Annotated in this window: 16 protein-coding genes; 12 read left to right on the plus strand and 4 right to left on the minus strand. The window is 36.0% G+C overall.

The features are described 5' to 3' along the window. Positions 1–510: 510 nt before the first annotated feature. From C1A40_RS12135 to C1A40_RS12150, 4 genes are all read right to left on the minus strand, one after another. Positions 511–1,701, minus strand: a complete 1,191-nt coding sequence (locus tag C1A40_RS12135; protein WP_102996117.1) for an IS4 family transposase — start codon at positions 1,699–1,701, stop codon at positions 511–513. A 137-nt stretch (positions 1,702–1,838) separates the two neighbouring features. Next, a complete protein-coding gene (locus tag C1A40_RS12140) occupies positions 1,839–3,281 on the minus strand; it encodes a DUF5689 domain-containing protein (protein WP_102996118.1) in 1,443 nt (480 codons plus the stop codon). Between the two features lie 12 nt (positions 3,282–3,293). Continuing rightward, positions 3,294–6,404 carry a carboxypeptidase regulatory-like domain-containing protein gene (locus tag C1A40_RS12145; protein ID WP_102996119.1) on the minus strand — a complete coding sequence of 1,037 codons (3,111 nt, stop codon included), beginning with the start codon at positions 6,402–6,404 and terminating at the stop codon, positions 3,294–3,296. 64 nt (positions 6,405–6,468) lie between these two features. Continuing rightward, on the minus strand, positions 6,469–8,943 hold the full coding sequence (locus tag C1A40_RS12150; RefSeq protein WP_102996120.1) for an AAA family ATPase: 2,475 nt from the start codon (positions 8,941–8,943) through the stop codon (positions 6,469–6,471). 279 nt (positions 8,944–9,222) lie between these two features. On the opposite strand from C1A40_RS12150, the gene tssD reads away from it, so the two are divergent. The 12 genes from tssD to C1A40_RS12210 all read left to right on the plus strand — a co-directional run bounded on the left by tssD (position 9,223) and on the right by C1A40_RS12210 (position 24,061). Beyond that, the gene (tssD, locus tag C1A40_RS12155; RefSeq protein WP_067146305.1) at positions 9,223–9,612 is read left to right on the plus strand and encodes a type VI secretion system tube protein TssD; all 390 of its coding nucleotides are present in this window, start codon (positions 9,223–9,225) and stop codon (positions 9,610–9,612) included. A gap of 145 nt (positions 9,613–9,757) precedes the next feature. Then, entirely contained in the window at positions 9,758–10,210 is a 453-nt protein-coding gene (locus tag C1A40_RS12160; RefSeq protein ID WP_102996121.1) for a hypothetical protein, read from the plus strand. A gap of 10 nt (positions 10,211–10,220) precedes the next feature. Further along, complete coding sequence (locus tag C1A40_RS12165) at positions 10,221–11,573, plus strand: DUF5458 family protein (protein ID WP_102996122.1); 1,353 nt, start codon at positions 10,221–10,223, stop codon at positions 11,571–11,573. A gap of 50 nt (positions 11,574–11,623) precedes the next feature. Then, positions 11,624–12,055: a GPW/gp25 family protein gene (locus C1A40_RS12170; protein WP_102996123.1), complete on the plus strand. Its 432-nt coding sequence runs from the start codon at positions 11,624–11,626 to the stop codon at positions 12,053–12,055. Between the two features lie 9 nt (positions 12,056–12,064). Then, complete coding sequence (locus C1A40_RS12175; protein ID WP_102996124.1) at positions 12,065–13,894, plus strand: type VI secretion system baseplate subunit TssF; 1,830 nt, start codon at positions 12,065–12,067, stop codon at positions 13,892–13,894. Between the two features lie 12 nt (positions 13,895–13,906). Further along, on the plus strand, positions 13,907–14,896 hold the full coding sequence (locus C1A40_RS12180) for a PKD domain-containing protein (RefSeq protein WP_102996125.1): 990 nt from the start codon (positions 13,907–13,909) through the stop codon (positions 14,894–14,896). Then, positions 14,897–16,045: a hypothetical protein gene (locus C1A40_RS12185; RefSeq protein WP_102996126.1), complete on the plus strand. Its 1,149-nt coding sequence runs from the start codon at positions 14,897–14,899 to the stop codon at positions 16,043–16,045. Positions 16,046–16,082: 37 nt separating this feature from the next. Further along, positions 16,083–16,592 (plus strand): type VI secretion system TssO, encoded by a 510-nt coding sequence (gene tssO / locus C1A40_RS12190; RefSeq protein ID WP_158651353.1) that lies wholly within the window; start codon positions 16,083–16,085, stop codon positions 16,590–16,592. 36 nt (positions 16,593–16,628) lie between these two features. Then, positions 16,629–18,455 (plus strand): type VI secretion system Vgr family protein, encoded by a 1,827-nt coding sequence (locus C1A40_RS12195; protein WP_102996128.1) that lies wholly within the window; start codon positions 16,629–16,631, stop codon positions 18,453–18,455. A gap of 255 nt (positions 18,456–18,710) precedes the next feature. After that, positions 18,711–19,307 (plus strand): cytochrome c nitrite reductase small subunit, encoded by a 597-nt coding sequence (gene nrfH / locus C1A40_RS12200; protein WP_241910404.1) that lies wholly within the window; start codon positions 18,711–18,713, stop codon positions 19,305–19,307. 14 nt (positions 19,308–19,321) lie between these two features. Then, positions 19,322–20,818, plus strand: coding sequence for an ammonia-forming cytochrome c nitrite reductase (gene nrfA, locus C1A40_RS12205; RefSeq protein ID WP_102996130.1), 1,497 nt, complete (start codon positions 19,322–19,324; stop codon positions 20,816–20,818). Positions 20,819–20,911: 93 nt separating this feature from the next. Continuing rightward, a complete protein-coding gene (locus tag C1A40_RS12210; RefSeq protein WP_241910405.1) occupies positions 20,912–24,061 on the plus strand; it encodes a cytochrome c biogenesis protein in 3,150 nt (1,049 codons plus the stop codon). Positions 24,062–24,113 lie beyond the last annotated feature (52 nt).

Raw genomic sequence — 24,113 nt, forward strand, 5'->3', positions numbered from 1 at the left:
CGTTCTAATATCTAAAATTTAACTTTTATCCTTAATTGCCCTTCGACAAGCTCAGGGTGACATGGTGTGGGCTCAGGGCGGTACGTATTAAGCTGTATGCAATAGGCGTTATGCTGTCATTCAGAAGGAGGAACGACTGAAGAATCTCTACCCTAAGAAGTTGTTGTAACATAGAGGTTTATTGCTTTAGGCCGTACGCTTTAAGCCAATAACCAGTAACCAACAACCAATTTTCACTTCTAATATTTAAAATTTAACTTTTACCCTTAATTGCCCATCGACAAGCTCAGGGTGACATGGTCTGGGTTTAGGCGTTTTGCTAATAACCAGTAACCAACAACCAACAACCAATTTTCACTTCTAATATTTAAAATTTAACTTTTACCCTTAATTGCTATTTAAGGATGATTTTTAATGAAGAAACCTTTTATAGTCACCCTTTCAGTGTAATCTATCAATCCTGTCCTAAACATTTTTGATCTAATCAAAAGTCAACGATTTTACTGGTAATTAGCCATGTTTTTTATCTTTTTCAAAAAAGAACCCCTTGTGTATAATTTTGTTTGGGGGAGGCTGCTCGTTAAAAGGGCTATCAATCCATTTTTGCAAATCCACTTTGACAAAAAGGTTAAGTCTTATAAAAGCTACTAAATTGGACAAGTACCAATTATATTTTGCATTTGCTTTTAAGGCTTTTAGGATGAGTATAGTAATAAGAGCCGTCCATATTTGTATCATTACGGCATTTTCAGAAGTTCCTATAAACGATTTAATATGTAGCTGTTGTTTGATGTCTCTAAAGAATATCTCAATATCCCATCTAGCTTTGTAGAGTTGGCTAATTGTGTTTGCTGTCCAAGACATTTGGTTGGTAATAAGTTCTATTTCCTGGTTATTTTTATCGTCCCATACAGCTATTCTACGTAGCTTCTTTGGGTATTTTGTTTTTGATTTAGCCCCTGTTAGCTCAATGATTTCATCTTTTAAAACATGATGATGTCTATTTTCTGGCAATTCTTTTTCTTTAATACTCTTAAATTGGATGTTTTCTTTGTGCCTAATTACAAAAAACACTTGGTTGCTGTCCCAAACGTTAAGTAACGAAAAATCATTATAAAATCGATCTGCGACAATAACCGAACGGCTAATCAAAGGAATATCGTAAGCTCCTTTATTATCTGCTGTTTTACCATCGCTAATATTTACATAGTGCGGTAAATTACCATCATAATCAAGCAAGGTGTGCATTTTTACAGCTCCTTTGTGGGTTTTGTATTTTGCCCAATCAAAGAGACTTAAACATAGACTTATCGTTGTAGAATCTAATAGAAATATCTTGGATTTAATTTTGAATTTAACACGTTTTAAGTGAGGGTGCTGTCCAAAACTTTTTAAAAGAACATAGTAGTAATCTCGATAAAGCGTCCAGTCTCGATGTTTGTTTTGATAGCTTATCGTTGATTTAGAAGGTGCTTTCTGTATGCCTAAATGATTAAGGTTTCCTGTGGCAGAGCGAAGTCCATTACTTATATCTCGGACGGATTGACTTTTTGCAAATTGACAAAACAACATGGAGACTAAATGTGTCCAACTATTAAATCCTTTTTGATGTTTATCTATTCCCTTGGCTTTTACAAGTTTAGAAAAACTAGAACGGTCTAATTTGGAGATTATCTGAGAGAACAATGTTATATTTGTCATGGAGAAAGGTTGTTTTTTGTTGTGCAACTCAAAAATAATATTTTGAGATACAAAATCCCTTTCTCTTTTTAAGCGTTTTGGACGCTATTGGTAATCTATAAAAGGTTTTAAATCATCTTGTTTTCGTTTTCGTTATTCTATTCTTCCGTGATTAAAATATTATCGATTTTGTATGCTGTAGTTGCGGTTAATGTTGGATAGAGTATTTTTTTATAGCGAAAGCCTATTCTAAAAGTCGTTAGATTCTCTGGGATGTTGATTACAGATGCAATGGTACTGAATTCATACGCTGCGTTTTCCGTTTGCGGTACCATATTGATGTTGTTTTCAAGACTGTATAGAATTTCAGTGTCAGTGACGTCATCAACAATAAAAATATCCAAATTATCACTATTTCTGTTCCTAATATTGATATCTAAAGATAGCTTTAATTGTCTGTTGCTTCCAATTTCTATGGGTTTTGTAATTAACCATGATTCATAGGCTTCGTTTTCGCCACCTTTTCTAATTTCAGCATATACGTTATCGTTATAAGCATTTGCTAACCAATAAACTGGAATGTCCTGAGCGGTATTAATGTTTTTCCAGCCTTCTAAAGCGATGAGTTCCTCTTGGGTGCTAATCGATTCGAAATTTTCTGAGAATACAATGCCTTCTTCTGTACTTTGAGATGCTGTTTGGCAGCGTTCTTGGGTAAAATCGATATCATTGGTATCTCTTATAATTAATCTATTTCCGTAGAGAATACCAGTAATGCTACCGTTAAGTTCAGGAAAGATGTGCTCACTAAAGCTTGAATTGCTATTGGTTTGTAGACTTAGTTTGAGATTGTCGGTACAGTCTGTTAAAGTTTTTATAACTTGATTAAAGTTTGTACTGTTTTGGGCGTTTTGACCGTAAAAACTTCCTAAATCGTCCTCCACTAATTGAATATTATCTAGGCTTACCAATATGGCGGGGAACGGTTTGTTAGTGCTTTCAGGATCTAAACTTTGTAAAATTTCGGCTATGGTTACCAGTTTAGGAATGATGGTTTGGGATTGGATGGTTTTTAAAATGTAATTTTCAAATTCTTCATCTGGAATGGCCGAAAGGGCACCGTTGGTATATTTTCCTATGTGATAAATATTGTTAATTTTTTGAAGTCCTAAACCATGAAGTTTGAGTTGAATTTCATGACCAACGCCTATTTGGTGTTGCCTGTAAATATGCTCGGAAGCCACATGGATTACAACACCCATGGTAGGGTTTTCGGCCTGATCTTGAATAAAAATTTGTTGTGTGATGTTTTGACTTGCATCGCTGGAAATCACGTATCCACTAGTAAGAAGTTCATGAGCTTCTAAAGATGACGTGGCAAATTCTAGAATCTCGCCGTTATACAGTTTTTCAATGTCGGAAAGAGAGGTTGTAGTAAAATGTCTGATGTCTATATCTTCATCTACCGTGTTTTCGGTAATCTCTTCATTTTCTTGATCATCAAGGTTTAATTCGGGAACCATAAGGTCGTCATCGCCGCAAGACAGCAGAGCGATTAAAAAACTTAGTACAACAAGTGGTTTTAATAGGTTGTTTTTCATGTTTATATGTATTTAAAATCTATAGTAAAGGTTTAGAAAGTAAGTGGCACCGTAGCCTTTCCAGAAACGGTTGCCATATAAAGGTTTTTCGCGCGTAGCATCTTCGAGAAGCGCATCGTATTTTAATGGTCCGGGTGTTTCAAATCCAGCTAGATCATAGTTTTGTCCTAAAACATTATTAACACCTGCTTTAAAACCTATAATGTCAGCTTTTAACTTCCAGTATTTACCGCCAAACAGATTGATGTTGAGGTAGTTGTTTAAACGGTCTTGCTGCAATAGGTAACTGGCATATTCTGGTTTGTAATCTGGGAAAACGCTACCACTAGTGTCTAGGAAAAAATCCGCAGTTCTGTAATACGGATTGATATCGATGTAGTGATTAGCAAAGTAATTTCCAGTGACCTCAAACCAATACTGGTGTTTATCTCGATATTCAAATCCGATGGCATACACTTGTGAAGGCGTGTTGGAAAGGTGGTAGTTTTGAAGCGCTACCTCACCCAGATTTATGACCTCGCTTTCTGAAATGACATAATGTAATTCTGGGTTGTTGGTGTATATAAAATCACCTAAGGCTACTGCCGTTTTAAGCTTTAAGCCATCAAAAAATTCATAAGAAGCCCCTATTTCGAGTCCCATGTATCTTTTATCAATGTCACTCATGACTTCCTGTATGGTTGAGGAAGCTTGACCGTTGACGCTGTCTCCAACAAATCGTTTATTAGAAATACCTTTTGTTTGTGAGGTGAAGAATCCCGTGATGGTTGCTTCAAAAGCAGAAGATTGATAGCTGTAATTTAATTCTGTTGAAAAATTATGGGCGGCTTCAATAGGGATTATTTCTGGCGCCTGATCTAATTCGAATACCGTAGTTACGTTTTGAAAATCACTTGGGTTATCGCTTTCAAACGGATTTAAAAAGATGTTATTAAGGGTAGGTGCCTGCCTGCCAAACAAAGCGCGTATTCCTAATTGGTGCTTCGGATGTATTTGATAATCAAATCCGCCTTTAAAACTATAATCTAAAAAGCTATAATGTCGCCCAGCTCCGTAGGATAGCTTTGGTGAGCGTCCATTTTGGTATTTTCCAACTCTGAATTGGTTGGAATGATTCAGTTGTATGCCTAAAAACATTTGCAGCCCTTCGTTGGTATAACGCAATTGAACAGATCCGTTTATGGCACTACGGTTTAGGTCATATTGATATCTGAAAATATCATCATTAGAAACCAATCTGTTTGGTGTTAGTAAGTTTGACTGCGCGCTATCGCCGTCACCATCCAAAAAATTCACATCGAGGTAATTTTGGGCACCTAGCAAATCATCCATTTGAGCATAATGACTCGACTCAAAATGTGAATAACCAATAGCTGTATTTAAATCGAACTTGCTATTTAATTTTATTTCGGCGATGTTGTTGATGTCGAATTTAGCATGATTGACAACATGGTTGTAAAGCGCATACGCGGCACTGGTTAAACCACTGTTTATATTGGTGTTAAACAAATTCGTCCAATCAATTTGTCCGTTGTTTTTAAAAGCTTCTTGTGCCAGATAGGCATGTTCATAATCTGGATTTTGGGCGTCTGCCAGGAAATAACTCGGCAGTTTGGTGTAATGACTGGGGTCTGGATTCTCACCAATAGAATTAGTCATCTGTCCAGAATTATCTAATTCCACCCCTTGAAAATCTATCATACTTCGGGTGCTAGAACCAAAATTGTAAGCGATATTGGTCTGAATTTTAACATAAGCCCCCCAATTCAAATAATAGTTCAACATTAAAAAGGGATTTGAAACCGTTTGCGTTCTGGCATTGACATCGTCTCCATTTAGCGTTCCCCAATAACTATTGTATTTATAGTTTTTAAGATCAAAGACTTCATTAGTATTCGCCGACCTACCACCGCGATTCGTACTGTTGAAAAAACCGCTAAAATTGATAATGTTGTTACTGTTTAAACGCGTTTCAGCACTTATTAGAAAGGCGTTGGAGTCATAATCTGTACCATCGAAATATCCGGAGTTAAAGGCCGTTCGTTTGCTTGCAGATATGGCTAAAGAAAACCCTCTTGGTGATATTCCTGTCGCATAAGAAGCCAGGATGCCATGACGATAACGCTGATTTGAAGATAGGTAAGCTATTTGTCCGCCCTCGTGCTGAGCTGAGGCCCTAGTATTGGTATTTAAGGTTCCTAAGTTACCGTTTACCTGGTATTTTGAAAATGATAAACCGTAGTCTAGTTTGTTGTTTTCAAGGGTTTGGCTAATTCCTCCAAAGCCATTCCAATCGGCTGCACCGCTCAACGGTGAATTGTAGGGCACCCCGTTTATCATGACGTTACTTTCTGAGTAGTCTTGAGCACGTGCTTTAAAGAACGCGGATCCAAACTGGTAAGCTGCTGTTCTTAAAAATGTTGCGTTTGAGGCTTGATAGAAGCTTGAATTATTGGTTAAGGTATTATAGTCCGTGTGAAGTTGATCTTCTGCAAAGGTGTTTATAATTTGATTTTGAAGCTGGAAAAGCTCACCGCCTAAAGTGATGCCGTCAACATGGGCTATTTTTCCAAGACTGACAAATAAAGGATAGGTTTTAGTAGTAAAATCAGCTTTGGATATTTTGAGCATTACGGGACCCTCTGGTACATGGTGGCTTAAAATAAATCGGCCTTCATCATCGGTTGTGGTGGTTACATAAGAATCAACAATACTGACTCTGACTCCTGGAATAGGGCGTTGGGTTTCTTTGTGGGTGACTATACCTGTAATGGCAGTGCCAGTAACAGGCTTTAATTTATCAGCTTTTTGTTTCGTATATAAATTGATATTTTCAATATGGGCATGCTGGCCTTCTTTAATTTCTATATCGAATTTTCTGGAGCGATAGCCTGGCTTTTCGATAGATAGTGTGATGGTTTCCTGTGGTATATCACTTGTAAATTCAAATTCACCGAGAGCATTGGTTTCTAGATTCACCTTGGTGTTTACTATGGTGACTAAGGCTTCGCTGATAGGTTTTTTGGTGTTGTAATCTATAATGTTACCTTTTATTGATGCTTCCTGAGACCAGCCAAAATAGCTTAATAACAGGGATAAAAGGACCATATTAATTCTTCTCATAAATAGGTTTGTCACGGGACTTTGTGTAAGCAACGTCAGTTTTTTTATTAATTAAAGGGTTGTATTAAAGTGTTGATTCAGTTAACATTTCGCTAGGCACTTTAGGGTTGAATTCAATATTGCCTTGGTTTAAAACGACTTCAATTTCTTGTGGGGCTTTAAAAGTTTCCGAAATAATGAGCCTAGATAATGGGCGTTTTAATCGATTTCTTATCACCGCTTTTAATTGTCGCACGCCATAAACAGAAGAAAAGCCATTTAGGGCTAAGTATTTGCAGGTGTCATCGGAAACATGTAATGAAAAACCTTGGTCTTCAGCCAAATTGAGCAATTCCTTTTTTAAGTGTAATTTGAATATGGAAACAGCAATTTTCTCAGAAATGGGAGCAAAGGGAACTATTTCGGTAATGCGCCCTAAAAATTCAGGTCGGAAATATGGACTCATGATTTCTGTGAGTTGCGTAGGGTTTGGTAATTGTCCTTTTTCCATGGATTTAACAATATAATCTGATCCAATGTTCGAGGTGAATAAAATCACGGCATTTGAAAAATCTCCAGTTTTACCCAAGCGGTCATGAAGTTTGCCTTCGTCTAAAATCTGTAAAAAAACATCAAATACCGATGGGTGTGCTTTTTCAATTTCATCAAACAATACAATAGCATAGGGCTTTTCTCTAATTTTATTGACTAACACGCCGCCTTCTTCATAACCAACGTAGCCTGGTGGCGCCCCGTAGAGTAAAGCTGCCGCGTGTTCTTCTTTAAATTCCGACATATCAAAACGAATGATGGCGTTTTCATCTTGAAACAAAAACTCAGCTAATGTTTTAGCGAGCTCGGTTTTTCCGGTACCTGTAGGACCTGAAAAGAAAAAGGACCCTATAGGTTGCCCAGCCTTCGATAAGCCAGACCGTGATTCTATAATAGCATCCGATATGGTTTTTATAGCGTGATCTTGACCAATAACCCGTTGCTTTAAAATAGCTTCCATATTCATAAGTCGTGCTTTTTCTTGCGTTTGCACTTTACCTATGGGAATCCCTGTAAGTATGGAAGTCATCGTGGCTATGTCCTTTTCGGAAATACTATTTACATCCTTTTGAGTATGTTGCTCTAGTTTTTCTAGTAAAGCCTTGATATACGTTTGCTTGTTTGCGCCAGTTTTAGTTTTATTATAATTCTGATCGAGATATGGGTTCAATACCATGTCATGAACTTTATAGCAAATGGTATGATAAAACGCATCGAGTGCTTCTAAAACTTCTCGATTAGATTGGTTTATAGTGTTCTTTTGTAAGCTGATGAAATCTGATTGTAACGCTTCGATATCTATACCAAGCGACTGGTTGCTCACTTTTACGGCCGACATGGTGCGGTCGATTAAATCGATGGCCGTATCCGGAAGACTTTTTTCTTTTAAATACCGTTTTGCTAACTGAATGACTGTCTTTATACCATTCTCAGAAATAGTGAGTTCATGATGCTTACCATAAGTTTCAGCATGGTTTTTTAGCATATCAAATGCTGAAGCATCGTCTGGGGCTTCAATATTAAGCGTGACCATTCGACGTTCTAGAGCTTCATCAGTGGCAATTAATTTTCGATAGTTTTCTGGAGTTGTGGAAGTGATCAGTGTCATTACTCCAGAATTTAATTCCGATTTAATAACATGTCCAAGACTTTTCCCCGTGGTTTTATCTTCCAAAAGCATATGAAAATCATCGATAAAAATGATAGGCTTCTCATAACTTTTTGCGGCCTTAAATATATCGAATAAACGATCTTCAACTTCTCCCTTGTATGAGGACGTGGTTAATAATTTAGCAGTGTTAATTTCTAAAACGGTAGCGTTTTGTAGGCTAGTTATTGTAGATTTATCACTTATGGAAGCCGCAAAACCTTGTATTAAGGTGGTTTTACCAACACCAGATTCCCCTATAATGGTGACGTGTGGCTTTGATTTTCTGTTTAAAATTTCAGCAATCTGTTTTATTTCGCGGTCACGACCAGTAAAATCATCAAAGGTTCCTTTGGAAGCTTCTAAAACTAGGTCGGTGGTATACTTTTTAATAGTGGGATCCGAAAGTACCGTTTCTAGTTTGGCATGTTTTTGATGAGGTAGAGAAGAGGTCTGCTCGAATAAACTTATAAGTTGTAAATGTGTAACTGGTAAGGCTTTAAGTTGGTCGTAGCTAAATCCGATATCTGGTGTAAGACAGGCGATAAAGATGGAAAGTAAGTCCGAAATCTTGTTATCGTCAATAGACTTTAATCGTTCGGCTTCTTCTAAAACTTTTGAAACCTGTTCATTTCCAGAAGGAAGCCAATTGCTTCGATTTCTTTTTGGAAAATTTTCTAAATGCACCGTAGCCCATTCATCTATAAAATAGACATCAACATCCTTATTAAAAAGGGTTCTAAGCAGACCAAATTCTTTAGTTAAAACAGCTTTGATAAGATGTGCTGGACCATAGCTTTCATGCTGATGGTCTTTCGCAATTTGTATGGCGATATGGGTTATTTTATTTACATCTGACATATAGAATGTTGTGATTACAAATTGAAATAAGCCGATTTGATAGTAAAATCTAAGCCTAAAATGCGCCAAATGTAATATAAATTTGTAGGAATTATCATAATTCCATCTGTAAATTTGTAGATTTTTTCTTTCATTCTGAAAACGTGATAGTTAAGAAAATATTTACAAATTTTGAAATAAAATTCTTGCAAATGTAATGTGATTTTATAGCTTTGTCGTTGGCTTTTATGCCGTTACATATATTTAATCAGGTAGTATTTACCAAAAAAACAAGTTATTATGGCTTTTAAAACAAAGTTGAAAGTAGGCGGAAACGAGTACAACGTATTAAGTTGTAGCTACGCTCTTAAGCAAGAAACAGATGCAACTGGAAGACCTTCTTCTGTAACCAGAGGAGGTGAAGTAAAAGTTGTTATCGAATCTACTGGAGGAACCGAGTTATTCGAATGGCAATGTAGCAGTTTTGAACGCAAAGACGGCTCTATTGAATTTACCAAAAGAGACACGGATGCGAAACTTAAAGAAATTAAATTCGAAGAGGGTTACTTAACCTATTACCGAGAAGATTTCGATGCTACGGGAACAAACCCGTTAACTCAAACCTTTACAATTTCTGCCAAAGTACTTTCTAGCGGAGGTGGTATTCATGAAAATGAATGGCCCGTGTAATTGTTCTAAATAGATGTTTTAAACATTCTGATGAAGGACAAAACAAAAAGGGGTGCTTATCATTTTTAAGCATGCTCTTTTTGTTCTTTTAATTAAAAACAAGCATGTAATCAAGTTGAAAATCAAATTTTTAAATATATAAGTTATGGCATCAAATAGCGTAGGATTAGGAGGGCAGGTGGTCCAAACCGATGCAGGAGAAGCATTAAATGAAATTCCTCAAAATCGAACCCTTATCGCAGGGAAATTGAGTCCGAATACACCCATAAAACCAGAAGCCGTTGAAGGGCTAAAAACTGTAGAGGCTGTCTTCCAACATTTTTCTCCAGAGTTAAATTTGGCTTACGAAGATAAAGAAGGTGGTACTGTAAATGAAACCATCCAGTTCAATAATTTGGGGGACTTTGGAGCTCAAGGATTAACGAAAAACAGCAGGTTTTTGAAAGGTTTGGAGGTTGAAAGTGAGCAATACAATAAAATAATAAAACAGCTAAAAACCAATAAAGTTCTGAAACAGGCTTTGCAAAATGAATCCTCTAAAAAAGGACTGATTGCGACTTTAGAACTGCTTATTGAAGAGTTAAATGCTGCTAAATAAATAGATAATTATGGCGCAAATAGAAAATAGTGCAGATCAGGTATTAGAAAAATCTTATGCAGAACAAGTATTAGAAAATTCGAATGCCTTGGCACAGTTTGGCGGATTTGATTTAATTGAGTCGGCTATCGATAATGTTCAAAACCTGAATCCAGAACGTAAGGCTAGAAAGAAAATTTTTCTATCTGAGAACAGTAAAAAACAAGAGCGAGAGGATCTGCTTAAAGTGTTGAATATCTGGGTGGAAACTTTAAATTCTGAAGGTGATATTATTGATATCATTGAAAAAACTACCGAAAATGCAGCACGTACCAAAAATGTGTTGCAAAGAAATTTAAAGTTGGCTCTTGATGAAACCCGAGTATTGGAGTCGTCATACCGTTCGGTGGCATTGTTCTATAAAAACACCGATGAAGCGGCTATAAAAAACTTAAGTATTGTAAACGCCGAATTAGAGCAATTGGCGGATCTTGATAACCCAAGATTTTTTGATTATATCCGAGAGGAAATCGTGTCTAACTACGACCGTTTAGACTTGAGGGATAATTATGCTTTACTGGTGCTTCCAGGGTATTTGGGAAGTAAGTCTGTTGTAGATAAATGGGCTAAAATGGCTCATGAAAATAAAGTCACTTTAATAACCGATTTTGTGCATCTGGATGAGCCTGATGATGTTATTGAGCTTTTTGAAAGTGCTAATTTAGCTAGTGGCGATGCGTATTTGTCCAATGTGATTATGACTTGCAACTGGCTCGTAGGACGTGACAAAGTAGCTGAACTGGGTGAGGAAGACCATCTGTTCATTCCGCCGTCTACGGCATTGGCAGGCACGATTTACAAAACCTTAATGTCTCAAGTTACAGCTGGTAAAAAACACGGTGGTTTAAGTGAAGTTGAGGCAGTTAGTTTCGATTTAAAAAAGAGTGAAATCGCTGTTTTAGAAAACCTAGGCTTAGTTCCTATGGTGAACGAATACGGTAAAGTCATGGCTTTTTCAGCCAAAACCTTATTTAACGGTGATAATATTGGATTGCAAACCTACTCCGTGGTGCGTGTTTTTGATTATATCTCGAAAGTTTTAATGGATTTTTTAAACCGTCGGGCATTTGAAAATTTCAATACCAAAACGAGAAACGAGATTTTAAAACAAATCGTTAAGTTTTTAGATAGCGTGACGGGACCGGATAAACTGATAGAGAATTTTGATATCAAACGTTTCGAGCAAGATCAAAATCAGAAGGATAAAATTCATGTTGATATTCGTTTAAAACCTTATTTCCCAGCCAAGAACTTCTTGATTTCTATGGACGGACAAAAAGGTGATGAAGGCACAGAATGGGACACCGATTACTCCGAGCAATAAACTACGACCTCATATCTTTTAAATGATGCTTAACCTACGTCCTTTTTTTAATGGCTGTTAATTATTATAAACTTCCTATACAGGCAAGGGATTTAATGACCAATGCGAGCTCCAAAATGGTGAGTTTAGAAGAATCTATTATAAACTATTTGCATTTGATTATGACAACCCGTTTTGGCGAATGTCAGTCAGATGCATCTTTTGGATGTGCCTTATGGGACGTTGATTTTAACAACATGGGGTCTAATCATAAACTCCGTGCTGTGATCGCAGATTCTTTAACCAAATCATTAAAACGCTACGAAAAAAGGCTGTCCCAAATCGAAATAAATGTCAATATCGAACAAGATGAAATGGATGGCAGAGCTACAGTGAGCCGCGTGAAAAAAATGGTGCTAGTGCATGTGATAGGCGTAATCAATAAAACCAATGAAAATTTTACTTACAAGGCTCATTTTTATATCGCGCCCTTATCGTATTAAGTTATGAGAATGAATGCTAAAGAAGCGATTACAAATCGCATGATGAAAAAAGCAGCCCGTTTATGGAATATTCCTGTAAACGAAATCAATGAAACCATAGATCCTTTGGTCTCTTTATTGTTTTCGGCGTGTGCATCCGAATTGGAAAAGATTTCTGTAGCTATTAATGACACACAAATAAACACCACAGAACGACTTGTTCAGCTTATGGCTCCTTTATCTGCTTGTGAGATAAGGCCAGCACATGCGGTTGCTTATTGCGAATCGACGGTTCCAAAGACCATTATAACGCCAAACGATCAGTTTTTTTATAAGGATAAGCAGGCAGATTCTAATTCTAATCATCATCAAAATGATGTGTTTTTTACGCCAACACAAGAGACCACGTTATTGGATGCTCGCATAAAATATATGTTTACGGGCAATAAATTGTTTACGTTTTCAGGACGTAAATCAAAAGAACTCACGCACATCATAGACCACCGAAGTGATACAGACCGAACAACACTGTATTTGGGTATAGAAAGTAGTAATGCTGCGTTGGATTTGGAAAATGTGTCTTTTTATTTTGAATATTTAGGGGTCAACGATTCCGATCAGTTTTATCATCATTTAAAACATGCCACCTGGCGATTAGGACAACAAAAAATCGTTACCGTATCAGGTTATGCTAACTCTGAGGGTTTAGATGCTATGGATTTGGACGCTATTATTAACGGACAAGCCAATAGAGCAACTGCAGTTTGTGAAGAGATTAATCAGTATTATAAAAAGCACTTTGTCACCCTAAAAGGAGCAAATAGTATAGAAGAATTCCCAAGTTATGAAGCGTTTAAAAGTTTAAACAGCCATGATGCTGAATACTTTGATTTCCCTAATACTTTGTGGATTGAGGTTGAATTTTCAAGCATTGTGAATTCAAAAACATTAGAGCAATTGTTTTGTGGCATAAATGCATTTCCTGTAGTGAATAGAAAAATGCATCAGTTTAGTTATCAAATGAAAAACATCATTGATATCATACCTGTTATTTCTGAATCGCCTTTTTTTGATATTAAATCCATTGAAAATACTTCTGGTCAAACATATAAAAACCAAGGCACTCAGGTTTCCGAAGCCGATAAAGGAGGTTATATTTTAAAAAATGCTCATGTTGGTAAACTCGATTCCCGAAATGCTAAGGAATATCTAAGTCATTTAATTGGGCTGATTAAAGATGAAAGTGCTGCTTTTCAGTTTTATAATCATGAGTTTTTACAGAACGATTTAAATGTTTTAAACCAAACGGTTGCTGTCATCGAAAAAAAGTTAGATGAGGTTATTAAAGAAGGTGCTCATGCCCATTATATTTATTTAAATCCGTATGAAAGCAATGAAACGATTCAGGTTACTTACTGGACTACAAATGGGGCAGAAGCGAATCATATCAAAGCTAGAAAGGCCTTAGAGGTTTATAAAGGCAAACATTTAAATACGAAAAGCAGTTATTTGGTAACTCCTGTTTTTGGTGGTCGACACCAATTGAATTCAGAACAACGCTTGCAAGCCTACAGACGGGGTGTTTTAACTCAAAATAAAATTGTTACCGAAGAGGACATCAAGGCGGTTTGCTATGAATTATATACAAATCATATGGCATCGGTTGAAATAAAAAAAGGAATGACCACCGATTTGTTAGTAAACAAAGGTATGTCGCCGTGTATTGAAATTACTTTATCAGCAAGTGAAAATTCGAATCTGAAACCCCACGAATGGGATTACCTAAATCATTGTTTAAAAACCATTTTAGAAAAACAGTCGACTAATGTTTTTCCCTTTCAAATAATTAATAAATCCTAAATAAAAGTATTGATGCGTACAAATGGTCATGAAACGGCAGCAAAGTACCTAGATAAGTCTGTTATTTATTTTTTTATATGTGTTTTCCTGATATCAGGATCAGCTTTGGGTTACCGGTTTTATAACAGTTTTCCATGTGAGCAGTTGGTCATGGATATCAATGCTAGAAGCTATCGTATTAGCGAGCTAATCAAGTTTACAGACCTCACAGAACATAGTAAAAATAGGCAATGGTATTTTGGAGATAGCACTGCGGTTAGCGATAAAAGAGAAGTGCTGCATGTGTATACCAAGCCTGGTAAATACCTCGTGCGATTGCGAGTTAATGGCAGTTGCATAAAGGAAACTACCCTTGTTATTAAAGATAAAAAAGTATTGATTGATCCGAATAAAATACCCAATCTGAAGGTTCCAGACAGTATCACGGTTGGTCAAACGCTAGTTTTAACCGATAGCACCCCAGAAGCCCATAGCTGGGAATGGCGTTTTGGAGAAACGGCTCATGCCAATGCCACGACACAAACAGCATCCTATAGCTACGAAAGTTTTGGTTTAAAAACCATTACCCTTATTGTTAATGGGGACATTAAGCATATGGCTAAAAAGCGTATTCGAGTGTATGAAAACACGGTGCTTGACGAAGCTCCAATAAAAGCAATTAAACCTAAGAAACGAGAAATTGGTTGGGACATACCTTATGAACCTGTGGTTAAAGAGGTTGAAAAAAAGGATGAAAAAGTGCCTTTTATAAGTGAAGAAGATTTTGCTAAAGCGTTGATTAAAGTGTCTCAAGAAGAGATTACAGAGAAAGCATTTGAACCGTATTTCTGCGGAAATATTAATAAAAACATTGTGGTAGATGGTAAAAACATGACTTTTTTAGTCTTCTGCAAAAAGATAAGAGGTAAGAAGATAAAAATTAAGAGGTTAACGCTTTTTAGAAATGAATCAACCAACTGTATTGAAAATATTAACCTAGAATACAATAGAAAAATCCTTTAGATGGCCTATAAACATAGAATTAATTGGGTGGATGGCATGAAAATTAATAAAGATCATTTTATTGGTTTTGAAGATGCTATGATGCAGCAAATGATGCAAATGAACCGCCGGTTTGTGAATCAAAATAATTATGGATTGCTACCGCATACAAAATCTAACGAAGATGCTGTAAAACTGTCTATATCTATTGACGGTATGGATACTTTAAGTGTTGTTATCCATAAGTGCTTTGCAGTGACTTTAGGTGGTCTTCACATTGAAATAGATGATAGGATCCAAGATGCTCAGGAAATTTCAGAACGTATCAACATACGTGAATTTATTAAGAATGACACAAGCCAAATAGGATATGTCCTATTAGCGGCTAATCCTTTTCAAAGAGTAGCTATTGGGGAGGTTAATTCAGGCGAAGAGCCTTATCGAAGACCATATGTATTACAAGGATATGAGATGACATTGGTTTCAGAAAAGGATTTGAATACTAACGACACCGGACTAAATAATATCGTAGTAGCTAAAGTTTTACAAGACGGCGATTCCGTAAACTTGGTCGATGATTATATCCCGCCATGTACTTCCATACAAGGTCATTCCGAGTTAAAACAAACGTACATAGATGTTGATGTGTATCTGAATAAAATGGAATGGTATGGTCTTCAAATCATTTTGAAAATTCAGCAAAAAAATCAAACTAACGAGTTATCCCAAATCGTCCTCAGTATAGCCAAGGAGGTACTATATTATTTAAGAAGCACGATGTCTAGTTTTAGAAATATGGATAAATACGCTCCCCCGATCGACATGATTACTAAGGTGATGAGTTTGGCAAGAATCATTAAAGGTGGCATAGATTTGAGTATTGGGTCTGGAAAGGAAAACTTATTAAATTATATTTCAGATTGGTGTGATGTGAGCCAGGTGACTTTTGAAAATGTGATTGATAATATGGTGAATTTGGAGTATTGTCATTACGATAGTGCTCAGGCTATCGAAAAGGTATCTGAATTCACTTTACTTACGCATAGTTTATTTAAAAAATTAAATGAATTAGAATATATCGGAAAGAAATCAGACTCCAGCATTTTCGTAAAAGAAGATGTAATAATAAAAGAACCAGAGAAAAAACGACGTCGTTTTTTTATGGAGTAATTAGTGACGTCATTCAATAATCAAAATCAAAAGAGATATGAAACCAAAGAATATTAAAGCACGAAGGTCCAGTTTTATTAAATTTTTATTACTGTTTATGCTAACCGTAACTACCATTGTAGGGGCTGTGTTTTTTAATTATAGTGTGCCCTTAAAGGAAAATACGCTACTAAAGGAACGCACAAGAAATATACAGCAAGAAATCGATTTTCAAAAAAGTTTTGCTTTAAGAGTGCATCATGTACAGGCCATGATTGATTCGTTAGGTGCTCCCGGACAAAATATAGCGTTTACAAATACTTTAATTCATGGTAAGCTAGCCGATTTACAAAGTTCCATTCCGCAAAAAGACTCAACCTATCTTTATAATATGTATACTGATATTGTTGAAGCGCTTGTAGGCTTACAAAGTACTAAAAATGATCTCCTTAGTTTAGAAAATGCCAGAAAACGTATTGATGAGTATAAAGAGGTTTTAGATGAGACTAGAACTGAATTAGAGCAAACAAAAAGAGACCTTGATATTTTAAGAATTTCTAGAAACTAATTGAGGTTCAGTTCAATTAAATGATTATAAAATGATATGGCATTACAGTCTGTAACAACAATTTATATTGGTAGCAACCCAATAAACGCTTTTAAAACGTTTACTTTAAATCAAAATATTAGCGCACACCATGTTTTAAATTTGGAATGCCGAATTGATGTTTTAGAACATCAAAATGAAGACTTCTTAAACACCGCAAAAAAGTATTTGGGCGAGATTTTAACGCTTCAAGTGACTTCGCTAGCTCAATTCGAAAATTATAAAAGTCTTGATTTTAAGGGTGTGGTAACGGCGGTTTCGAATAAAAGAGGGAAAAATGGCGAGCATATCATGTTTATAAAGGCAGAGAGCCCAACAGTGATTTGTGATGCTGGATTGCATTTTAATTCTTTTCAAGATAAAAGTTTGAATGCTATTTTATCGGACGTGTTTCAAAATGTTGATACATCTAAATTAAGCACAAGTTTTAATCCGGATTTTACCGATGCAATAACGTATTCCGTTCAGCAAAAAGAAAGTTCTTGGCACTACGTGAAACGCTTGGCTATGCAATATGGTGAATGGCTGTTTTATGATGGTAAAAAATTAATTTTCGGAACCCCAGAAGCCGGGGACGACGTGGTCTTAAAATATGGATTTGATTTACAGGGGTATTCTATTGATTTAAGGCCATTACCTAATAGTTTTCATTATGCAAGTAAAGACTATATAAATAATGAAGTTTATGCTTCACAAAGTTCTGAAAATACTACAGAAGCTTCCGGCTATCATGGTTTTGTAAATGATTGTAGTCGAAATTTATATACTGAAGAAGCTGAGGTTTGGGTAAATGGTTTTTCTGGAGACGCCCACCAACAGCGATTAAATGACCAAGAGGAACAGCAAAAAAAAGTTGTTGAAGCTAGTCAAGTTTTTTTGAAGGGAAACAGCGATAATCCCGGAGTGTCCCTTGGGAAAATTATTGAAATTACCGATGATGCAGGAAGTCGAGGACGTTACCGCATCATTAAAGTAACGCATAGTAATTATGAAAATGGACAATACAACAATATTTTTGAAGGCATAAGTGCTGATATCGATAAGTGTCCATTTAATAACCCAGAAGCCTCGGCTAAAAGTCATTCGCAAAGCGCTGTAGTCATCGAAAATGCCGATCCAGAAGGTTTGTCACGAGTAAAAGTGCAATTTTCATGGCAAATTAGGAATAATGAAAGTACACCATGGATACGCGTGTTAACGCCGCATGCTGGGAACGAAAAAGGATTTCATTTTATTCCAGAAATTGATGAAGAAGTTTTGGGTGGTTTTGAAAATTCGAATGCAGAACATCCTTATGTATTGGGAAACTTGTATAATGGCAAACAGAAAGTTGAAGCCTGGCAATCGGATTCGAATGCGATTAAAGCCATACGAACCCGTAGCGGACATACCATAGAGCTCAACGATGAAGATGGCGAAGAAAAAATAAATATTTATGATAACGCTGGGAGTATCATCACCTTCGATACCCAGGCAAAATCCTTATACATCACTACAGTGGAAAATTTAGAATTTCAGGCGAAAAATATTAAAATGACCGCCGAAGAAAATATACAATGTGAAGCTAAAAATAATTTGTCACTGGCTGCTGAAGGCGATACCCAAATCGCTAGTCAGGGTCTATTAAATTTGCAATCTGAAAATGATTTAACTTTAAACAGTGCTGCCAATATTAAGGTTAAATCTGAGGCTAGCATAGAAGTTCAGGCACAAAGTATTCGTGCTGAAGGGCAGGTTTCTACAGAAATAAAGGGGCAGCAAACTAAAATTCAAGGTCAAATTACAGCCTTAGAAGGTGCTAGTGGAAAAATTGAAATTATATAATAGGTTGTACATTAAAATAGGCAATTGAATTTCATTTAAATTCGGATTGAATTGTTGTTGTTATTTATATTCATTCTTGATAACAGATAAATGTGTAAATTTTAGCTGAAAATTGTTTGAGTGGAATTAGAAATTAACTAAATTTAACATTTCAAAATGGTCTGGTTTTTCAAGATATTCATTCATTGAAAGAATCTTGGTAGAAAAAAGCAGTGCATTGTGTTTTTTAATTATTTCTAAGATCAAATCAATTTGATGCGAAACAAGAAAATATTACCACCAAAAGAATCTAAGTGGCGAACTACAGCAGTGTTTTTTATTGCTGTTATTATTGGTTTAGGCCTTTTTATGGCTAGAGAATCTAAAATCGTTTCTTATATGTCTGATGATCCCCAAGCTTGCGTGAATTGCCATGTAATGACTCCTGTTTACAACAGTTGGATGCACAGTTCTCATCGCGAATGGGCGAAATGTAATGACTGTCATGTACCTCATGATAACGTTTTCAATAAATATTATTTTAAAGCTAAAGACGGACTTTATCACGCTTCTGTTTTTACGATGCGGGCCGAGCCAGATGTTATCGAAATGAAGGAAGCCTCACAAGAAGTGGTTCAAAGCAATTGTATTCGTTGCCATGTGCAACAGGTCACTCAAGTGAAATATGATGGATGGATTGAAGGGCATCAAGAAAATAGGTTAGGACGCCAATGTTGGAGTTGTCACAAACAAGTGCCTCATGGAAAAGTACACGGATTATCAACCATAAAATTTAATATAGCACCGATACCTACAGATCGCGAGGACGAACTTGTTATTCCTGAGTGGATGCAAGAGCAGATTAAAGAATAATAAAAGTACAACAGATGAAAAACAAAGTCTTATTTATCGTAACCATTATTGTCGTATTTCTTTTGGGGCTTTTGGCTTCAAGTATTGTCAATAGAAAATCTGAAGCTAAATATAAATATGTTCCTCAGGTTAATATTGCCGAAAATGAACCTAGAAATGAAGTTTGGGGTGAAAATTTCCCCTTAGAATATCAATCCTATATGCAAACTTTAGATACCACTTTTGCGTCTATGCAAGGAGGATCTGCGATGCGAGATGTACTTGAAGAAGATCCGAATTTAGTGGTGTTGTTTGCAGGTTATGGATTTTCTAAAGATTATAATCAGGGGAGAGGGCATGCCTATGCTGTTGAAGATATTCATAATACCTTACGTACTGGAGGCCCTAAAGGAAAAGGAGACGGACCAATGCCTTCTACTTGTTGGACCTGTAAGAGTCCAGATGTGCCACGCTTAATGAATGAAATTGGTGTTGCCGAGTTTTATAGCGGAAAGTGGGCCGATAAAGGGGAAGAAATTGTAAATCCTATTGGTTGTGCCGATTGCCATAACCCTAAAACTATGAAGTTGCGTATTACCAGACCTGCTCTGGTTGAGGCTTTCGATGCTATGGGTAAAGATATCAATCAAGCGACCCATAATGAAATGCGCTCTTTGGTTTGTGCACAATGCCATGTTGAATATTATTTTAATAAAAATTTACCGGGTAAAGAAGGTGTACCATATCTCGTTTTTCCTTGGAAAGATGGTATGACCGTGGAAGATATGGAGAAATATTATGATAACTTAGAATTTTCAGATTGGACTCATAAACTTAGTAAAACGCCAATGTTGAAAGCGCAACATCCCGGTTATGAAACATTTACAACGGGTGTGCATGCCGATCGTGGTGTGTCTTGTGCCGACTGCCATATGCCTTATAAGAGTGAGGGCGGACAAAAATTTACAGATCACCACATTCAATCGCCTTTAAATAACACGTCTAATGCGTGTCAAGTGTGCCATAGAGAAGAATCAAGTAAGCTGATTGAGAACGTCTATGAGCGCCAAAGAAAAGCGACTGAAAATCGTGTAAAGTTAGAAGGGTTATTAGTAAAAGCTCATGTTGAAGCTAAAAAATGTTGGGATCTTGGTGCTACCGAGGCACAGATGAAACCTATATTAACCGATATTCGTCATGGACAATGGCGTTGGGATTATTCTGCGGCTGCACACGGTGCTTCTTTCCATTCCCCAGTTGAAACGGCTCGAGTTATTGCTGGTGGTTTAGTGATTGCTCAAGAGGCACGCGTAAAATTAGCACGACTTTTAGCAGATTTAGGTCATAACGCGCCTGTAGAAATGCCTGATATTTCTACTAAAGAAAAAGCTCAGGAATATATTGGGTTAGATATGGAAAAATTAAGAGCAGAAAAAGAAGCATTCAAAAAGAATTTATTGCCAAAATGGCTTGAGGCTGCCAAAAAACGAGAAGACAATATGCCTATCAATGCGGTTTCTGCAACGAACTAAAAATTAACACTTCTTAAAATTATTTATACGAAAGATACCTTGTTTTATATAATAAGGTATCTTTCAATTTAAAATAAGGTCACCTATTTATATATGAATAAAATCTACCGCGTATTTGCCTCTCCTATATTAGCTGTTTTACTTTTATTAATTTTTGCGGTGTCTATGGCTACCGCCACTTTTATTGAAAATGATTTCGGAACAGCAACAGCATGGAAAATAATTTATGATTCTTGGTGGTTTGAAGTTGTTATGCTGGGCTTAGGACTTTGTTTTGTAATGAACATTTATAAGTACAGATTATGGCGCCTAGAAAAATGGTCGGTATTGACTTTTCATTTAGCTTTTATTATTATTTTAATAGGTGCAGGTATTACCCGTTACGCTTCTTATGGTGGTGTTATGCGAATTCGTGAAGGTGCTTCTTCAAATATGATAATTTCCACGAATAATTATTTACACGTTCATCTTTCTAATGGAGAAAAAACGAAAACACTTCGTAAAAAAATCAACTTTTCACCAATAAGTAATAATGATTTTGAAATAAAAACGGATTTTCAAAATCTCCCAATTACCATATCTTATAATGAATTTATAGCGGATGCTGTTCCAGAAATTATAGATGATGTAGATGATGGTAAACCGTTAATTCAAATGGTAGTGTCTGCTGGAAGTGGAAGAGAAACCGTGTATTTGGAAAAAGGAGAAATAGAGAGTATCGGTGAACATCAACATAAAATTGGTTTTGAGGTGGATCGAGCCGATGTGATTAATATCACCGAAAAGGACGGAATGTTTAAAATACGGTCCCCTAGAAATTTAAGCACTTTTGTGATGGCAACCGAAACGGCTGGAACCATTGTTAAAGATAGCCTTCATAACATAGCGCTTAGAACCTTATATCGGGATGGTGATGCCTCTTTTGTGCCTCTATCTTATCATCCTAAGGCTAAAATTGGTCTAATATCTGTTTCTGAAAAACCAAAAGATAATGATGAACAAAAAGACGATGCTTTACTTGTAGATGTTACCGTAGGGGATAAAACAAAAACTGGTACTTTATTATATAGGGAAGGTTTTTTACCAACCAAACACGAACTTGATGTTAATAACATTCAAGTATCGTTGTCCTATGGGGCAGAACCCATTATCACCCCATTTTCAATTAAATTAAATGACTTTCAACTAGAGCGTTACCCGGGTTCTACGAGTCCGTCGGCTTATGCTAGTGAAATAAGTGTTATTGATGGAGATAAGGTTATGCCGTATCGTATATACATGAATCATGTGTTAGATTACGAAGGGTTTCGTTTCTTTCAAGCGAGTTATGATACCGATGAACTCGGAACTGTTTTAGCTGTAAACCATGACGCCCTGGGTACCAACATAACTTATTTAGGGTATTTTTTAATGATGATAGGGATGTTTTTTACGCTTTTTAATAAAAACTCACGTTTTTGGATGATTAATAATAAGTTGAAAAAACTTAAAATGAAAAGCGTAACCTTAGTATTAATCTTTTTATGTTGTTCTTTAGGAAGTTTTGCCCAAAATAAAACTCCGGAAATAAACATTCAAACGATAAAACAGTTGGAGGTTGATGAGCAGCATGCCGAAATGTTTGGTCGTTTAATGGTTCAGGATTTGGATGGGCGAATAAAACCAATGAACACTTTAGCTTCAGAATTCTTAAGAAAACTAACCAGAAAGCCATATTTTAAATTTTCTCAACACGGGGAAAGCATTTCTTTAAGTGCCAATCAAGCTTTTCTTGCCATGCAATCGGCTTCTAATATTTGGCAATATATTCCTTTAATAAAGGTTGATGTTGAAAAAGGAGGCGATGTGTTTAAAGCGTTAGAAGTTAGTGAGGGCGGTTTGGTTTCCTTTGTAGGGCTCTTAGATGAAAAAGGTAAATATAGATTGGGCGAGGTTGTTGAGGTAGCTAATAAAAAGAAACCTGCCGAACGAAGTGAATTTGATAAAGAAGTTATAAAAGTTGATGAACGCTTTAATATCCTGTATAATGTGTTTTCTGGAAATTATTTAAAGGTGTTTCCTAATAGTAATGATGAAAACAATAAATGGCATAGTCAAACGTATGATTTTTTAGATTTCCCAGAGGAGGACGCACAATTTGCACAAAAAATTATTCCAAGTTATTTTAATGATGTTAATAAAAAAGATTGGGTTGCGGCCAGCGAAAAATTGGAGTATATCAAAACATTCCAAGATGTTTTGGGTAAAGACATTATTCCATCCCGAAAAAGAATAGAAGCCGAGTTGTGGTATAATGAGCTTAACTTAAATTTTTGGCTGTTTCAGGTTTTCTTTACTTTAGGAGTTCTTCTATTATTTTTAGCTGTATTAAAAGTGTTCACTAAAGGAAAGATTATAGATTTTGCATGGAACCTAATGATAATATTAACACTCGTAAGTTTTATTGCTTTTACAGGAAATATTATATTAAGATGGTATGTGGCACAGCACGCCCCTTGGAGTAATGGTTACGAAATGCTTGTTTTTGTGTCTTGGGTATTGTTACTATGTGGTTTGATGACTTTTAGAAAGTCAGATTTTGCATTGCCATTAGCGACATTGTTTTCAGGAGCCTTATTGTTTGTGAGTTATTTAGATTGGTTAAGTCCGGAAATTACCAATTTAATGCCTGTATTAAAATCGTATTGGTTAAAAATTCATGTTGCAACCATTGTTAGTAGTTATGCGCCTCTAGCACTTTCAGCAATTTTAGGTTTTATGGCGCTTTTATTAATGATTTTTAAAACTGAAAAAACACAGAAGGAAATTGATATACGTATCAAAGAGTTGAGTTATATTAATGAAATTTCTATGACTATTGGGTTGTTTGTATTGTCGGTTGGAACTTTTCTTGGTGGTGTTTGGGCTAATGAATCATGGGGACGCTACTGGGCCTGGGATCCCAAAGAAACTTGGGCTTTAATTAGTATAATTGTATATGCTGTAGTATTACACTTAAGGTTAATTCCTGGTTTAAAAAGCATGTATGTGCTGAACACTTCTAGTGTGTTTGCTTTTGGATCTATTATTATGACCTCTTTTGGGGTTAATTATTATTTGTCAGGATTACATAGTTATGCAGCAGGTGATCCTTTACCTATTCCCAAATTTATTTATGTTATAATAATCTTAGTGGTAGTGGTTGCTTTTGTAGCCTTTTTTAGAAAACAAAAATTTCGAAAAAGCAAATCCAATCCACTTTAACGCTGTTCAGCCCTAATTATTGTGATTTCATCGAATTTTTAGCTTTTTTTGG

The sequence above is a fragment of the Tamlana carrageenivorans genome (assembly GCF_002893765.1).
Taxonomy (GTDB): domain Bacteria; phylum Bacteroidota; class Bacteroidia; order Flavobacteriales; family Flavobacteriaceae; genus Pseudotamlana; species Pseudotamlana carrageenivorans.

Bases quoted from the DNA above. Each gene is read 5' to 3' on its own strand.
- C1A40_RS12135 (WP_102996117.1), bottom strand. From the start codon at position 1,701: ATGACAAATATAACATTGTTCTCTCAGATAATCTCCAAATTAGACCGT.
- C1A40_RS12140 (WP_102996118.1), bottom strand. From the start codon at position 3,281: ATGAAAAACAACCTATTAAAACCACTTGTTGTACTAAGTTTTTTAATC.
- C1A40_RS12145 (WP_102996119.1), bottom strand. From the start codon at position 6,404: ATGAGAAGAATTAATATGGTCCTTTTATCCCTGTTATTAAGCTATTTT.
- C1A40_RS12150 (WP_102996120.1), bottom strand. From the start codon at position 8,943: ATGTCAGATGTAAATAAAATAACCCATATCGCCATACAAATTGCGAAA.
- tssD (WP_067146305.1), top strand. From the start codon at position 9,223: ATGGCTTTTAAAACAAAGTTGAAAGTAGGCGGAAACGAGTACAACGTA.
- C1A40_RS12160 (WP_102996121.1), top strand. From the start codon at position 9,758: ATGGCATCAAATAGCGTAGGATTAGGAGGGCAGGTGGTCCAAACCGAT.
- C1A40_RS12165 (WP_102996122.1), top strand. From the start codon at position 10,221: ATGGCGCAAATAGAAAATAGTGCAGATCAGGTATTAGAAAAATCTTAT.
- C1A40_RS12170 (WP_102996123.1), top strand. From the start codon at position 11,624: ATGGCTGTTAATTATTATAAACTTCCTATACAGGCAAGGGATTTAATG.
- C1A40_RS12175 (WP_102996124.1), top strand. From the start codon at position 12,065: ATGAATGCTAAAGAAGCGATTACAAATCGCATGATGAAAAAAGCAGCC.
- C1A40_RS12180 (WP_102996125.1), top strand. From the start codon at position 13,907: ATGCGTACAAATGGTCATGAAACGGCAGCAAAGTACCTAGATAAGTCT.
- C1A40_RS12185 (WP_102996126.1), top strand. From the start codon at position 14,897: ATGGCCTATAAACATAGAATTAATTGGGTGGATGGCATGAAAATTAAT.
- tssO (WP_158651353.1), top strand. From the start codon at position 16,083: ATGAAACCAAAGAATATTAAAGCACGAAGGTCCAGTTTTATTAAATTT.
- C1A40_RS12195 (WP_102996128.1), top strand. From the start codon at position 16,629: ATGGCATTACAGTCTGTAACAACAATTTATATTGGTAGCAACCCAATA.
- nrfH (WP_241910404.1), top strand. From the start codon at position 18,711: ATGCGAAACAAGAAAATATTACCACCAAAAGAATCTAAGTGGCGAACT.
- nrfA (WP_102996130.1), top strand. From the start codon at position 19,322: ATGAAAAACAAAGTCTTATTTATCGTAACCATTATTGTCGTATTTCTT.
- C1A40_RS12210 (WP_241910405.1), top strand. From the start codon at position 20,912: ATGAATAAAATCTACCGCGTATTTGCCTCTCCTATATTAGCTGTTTTA.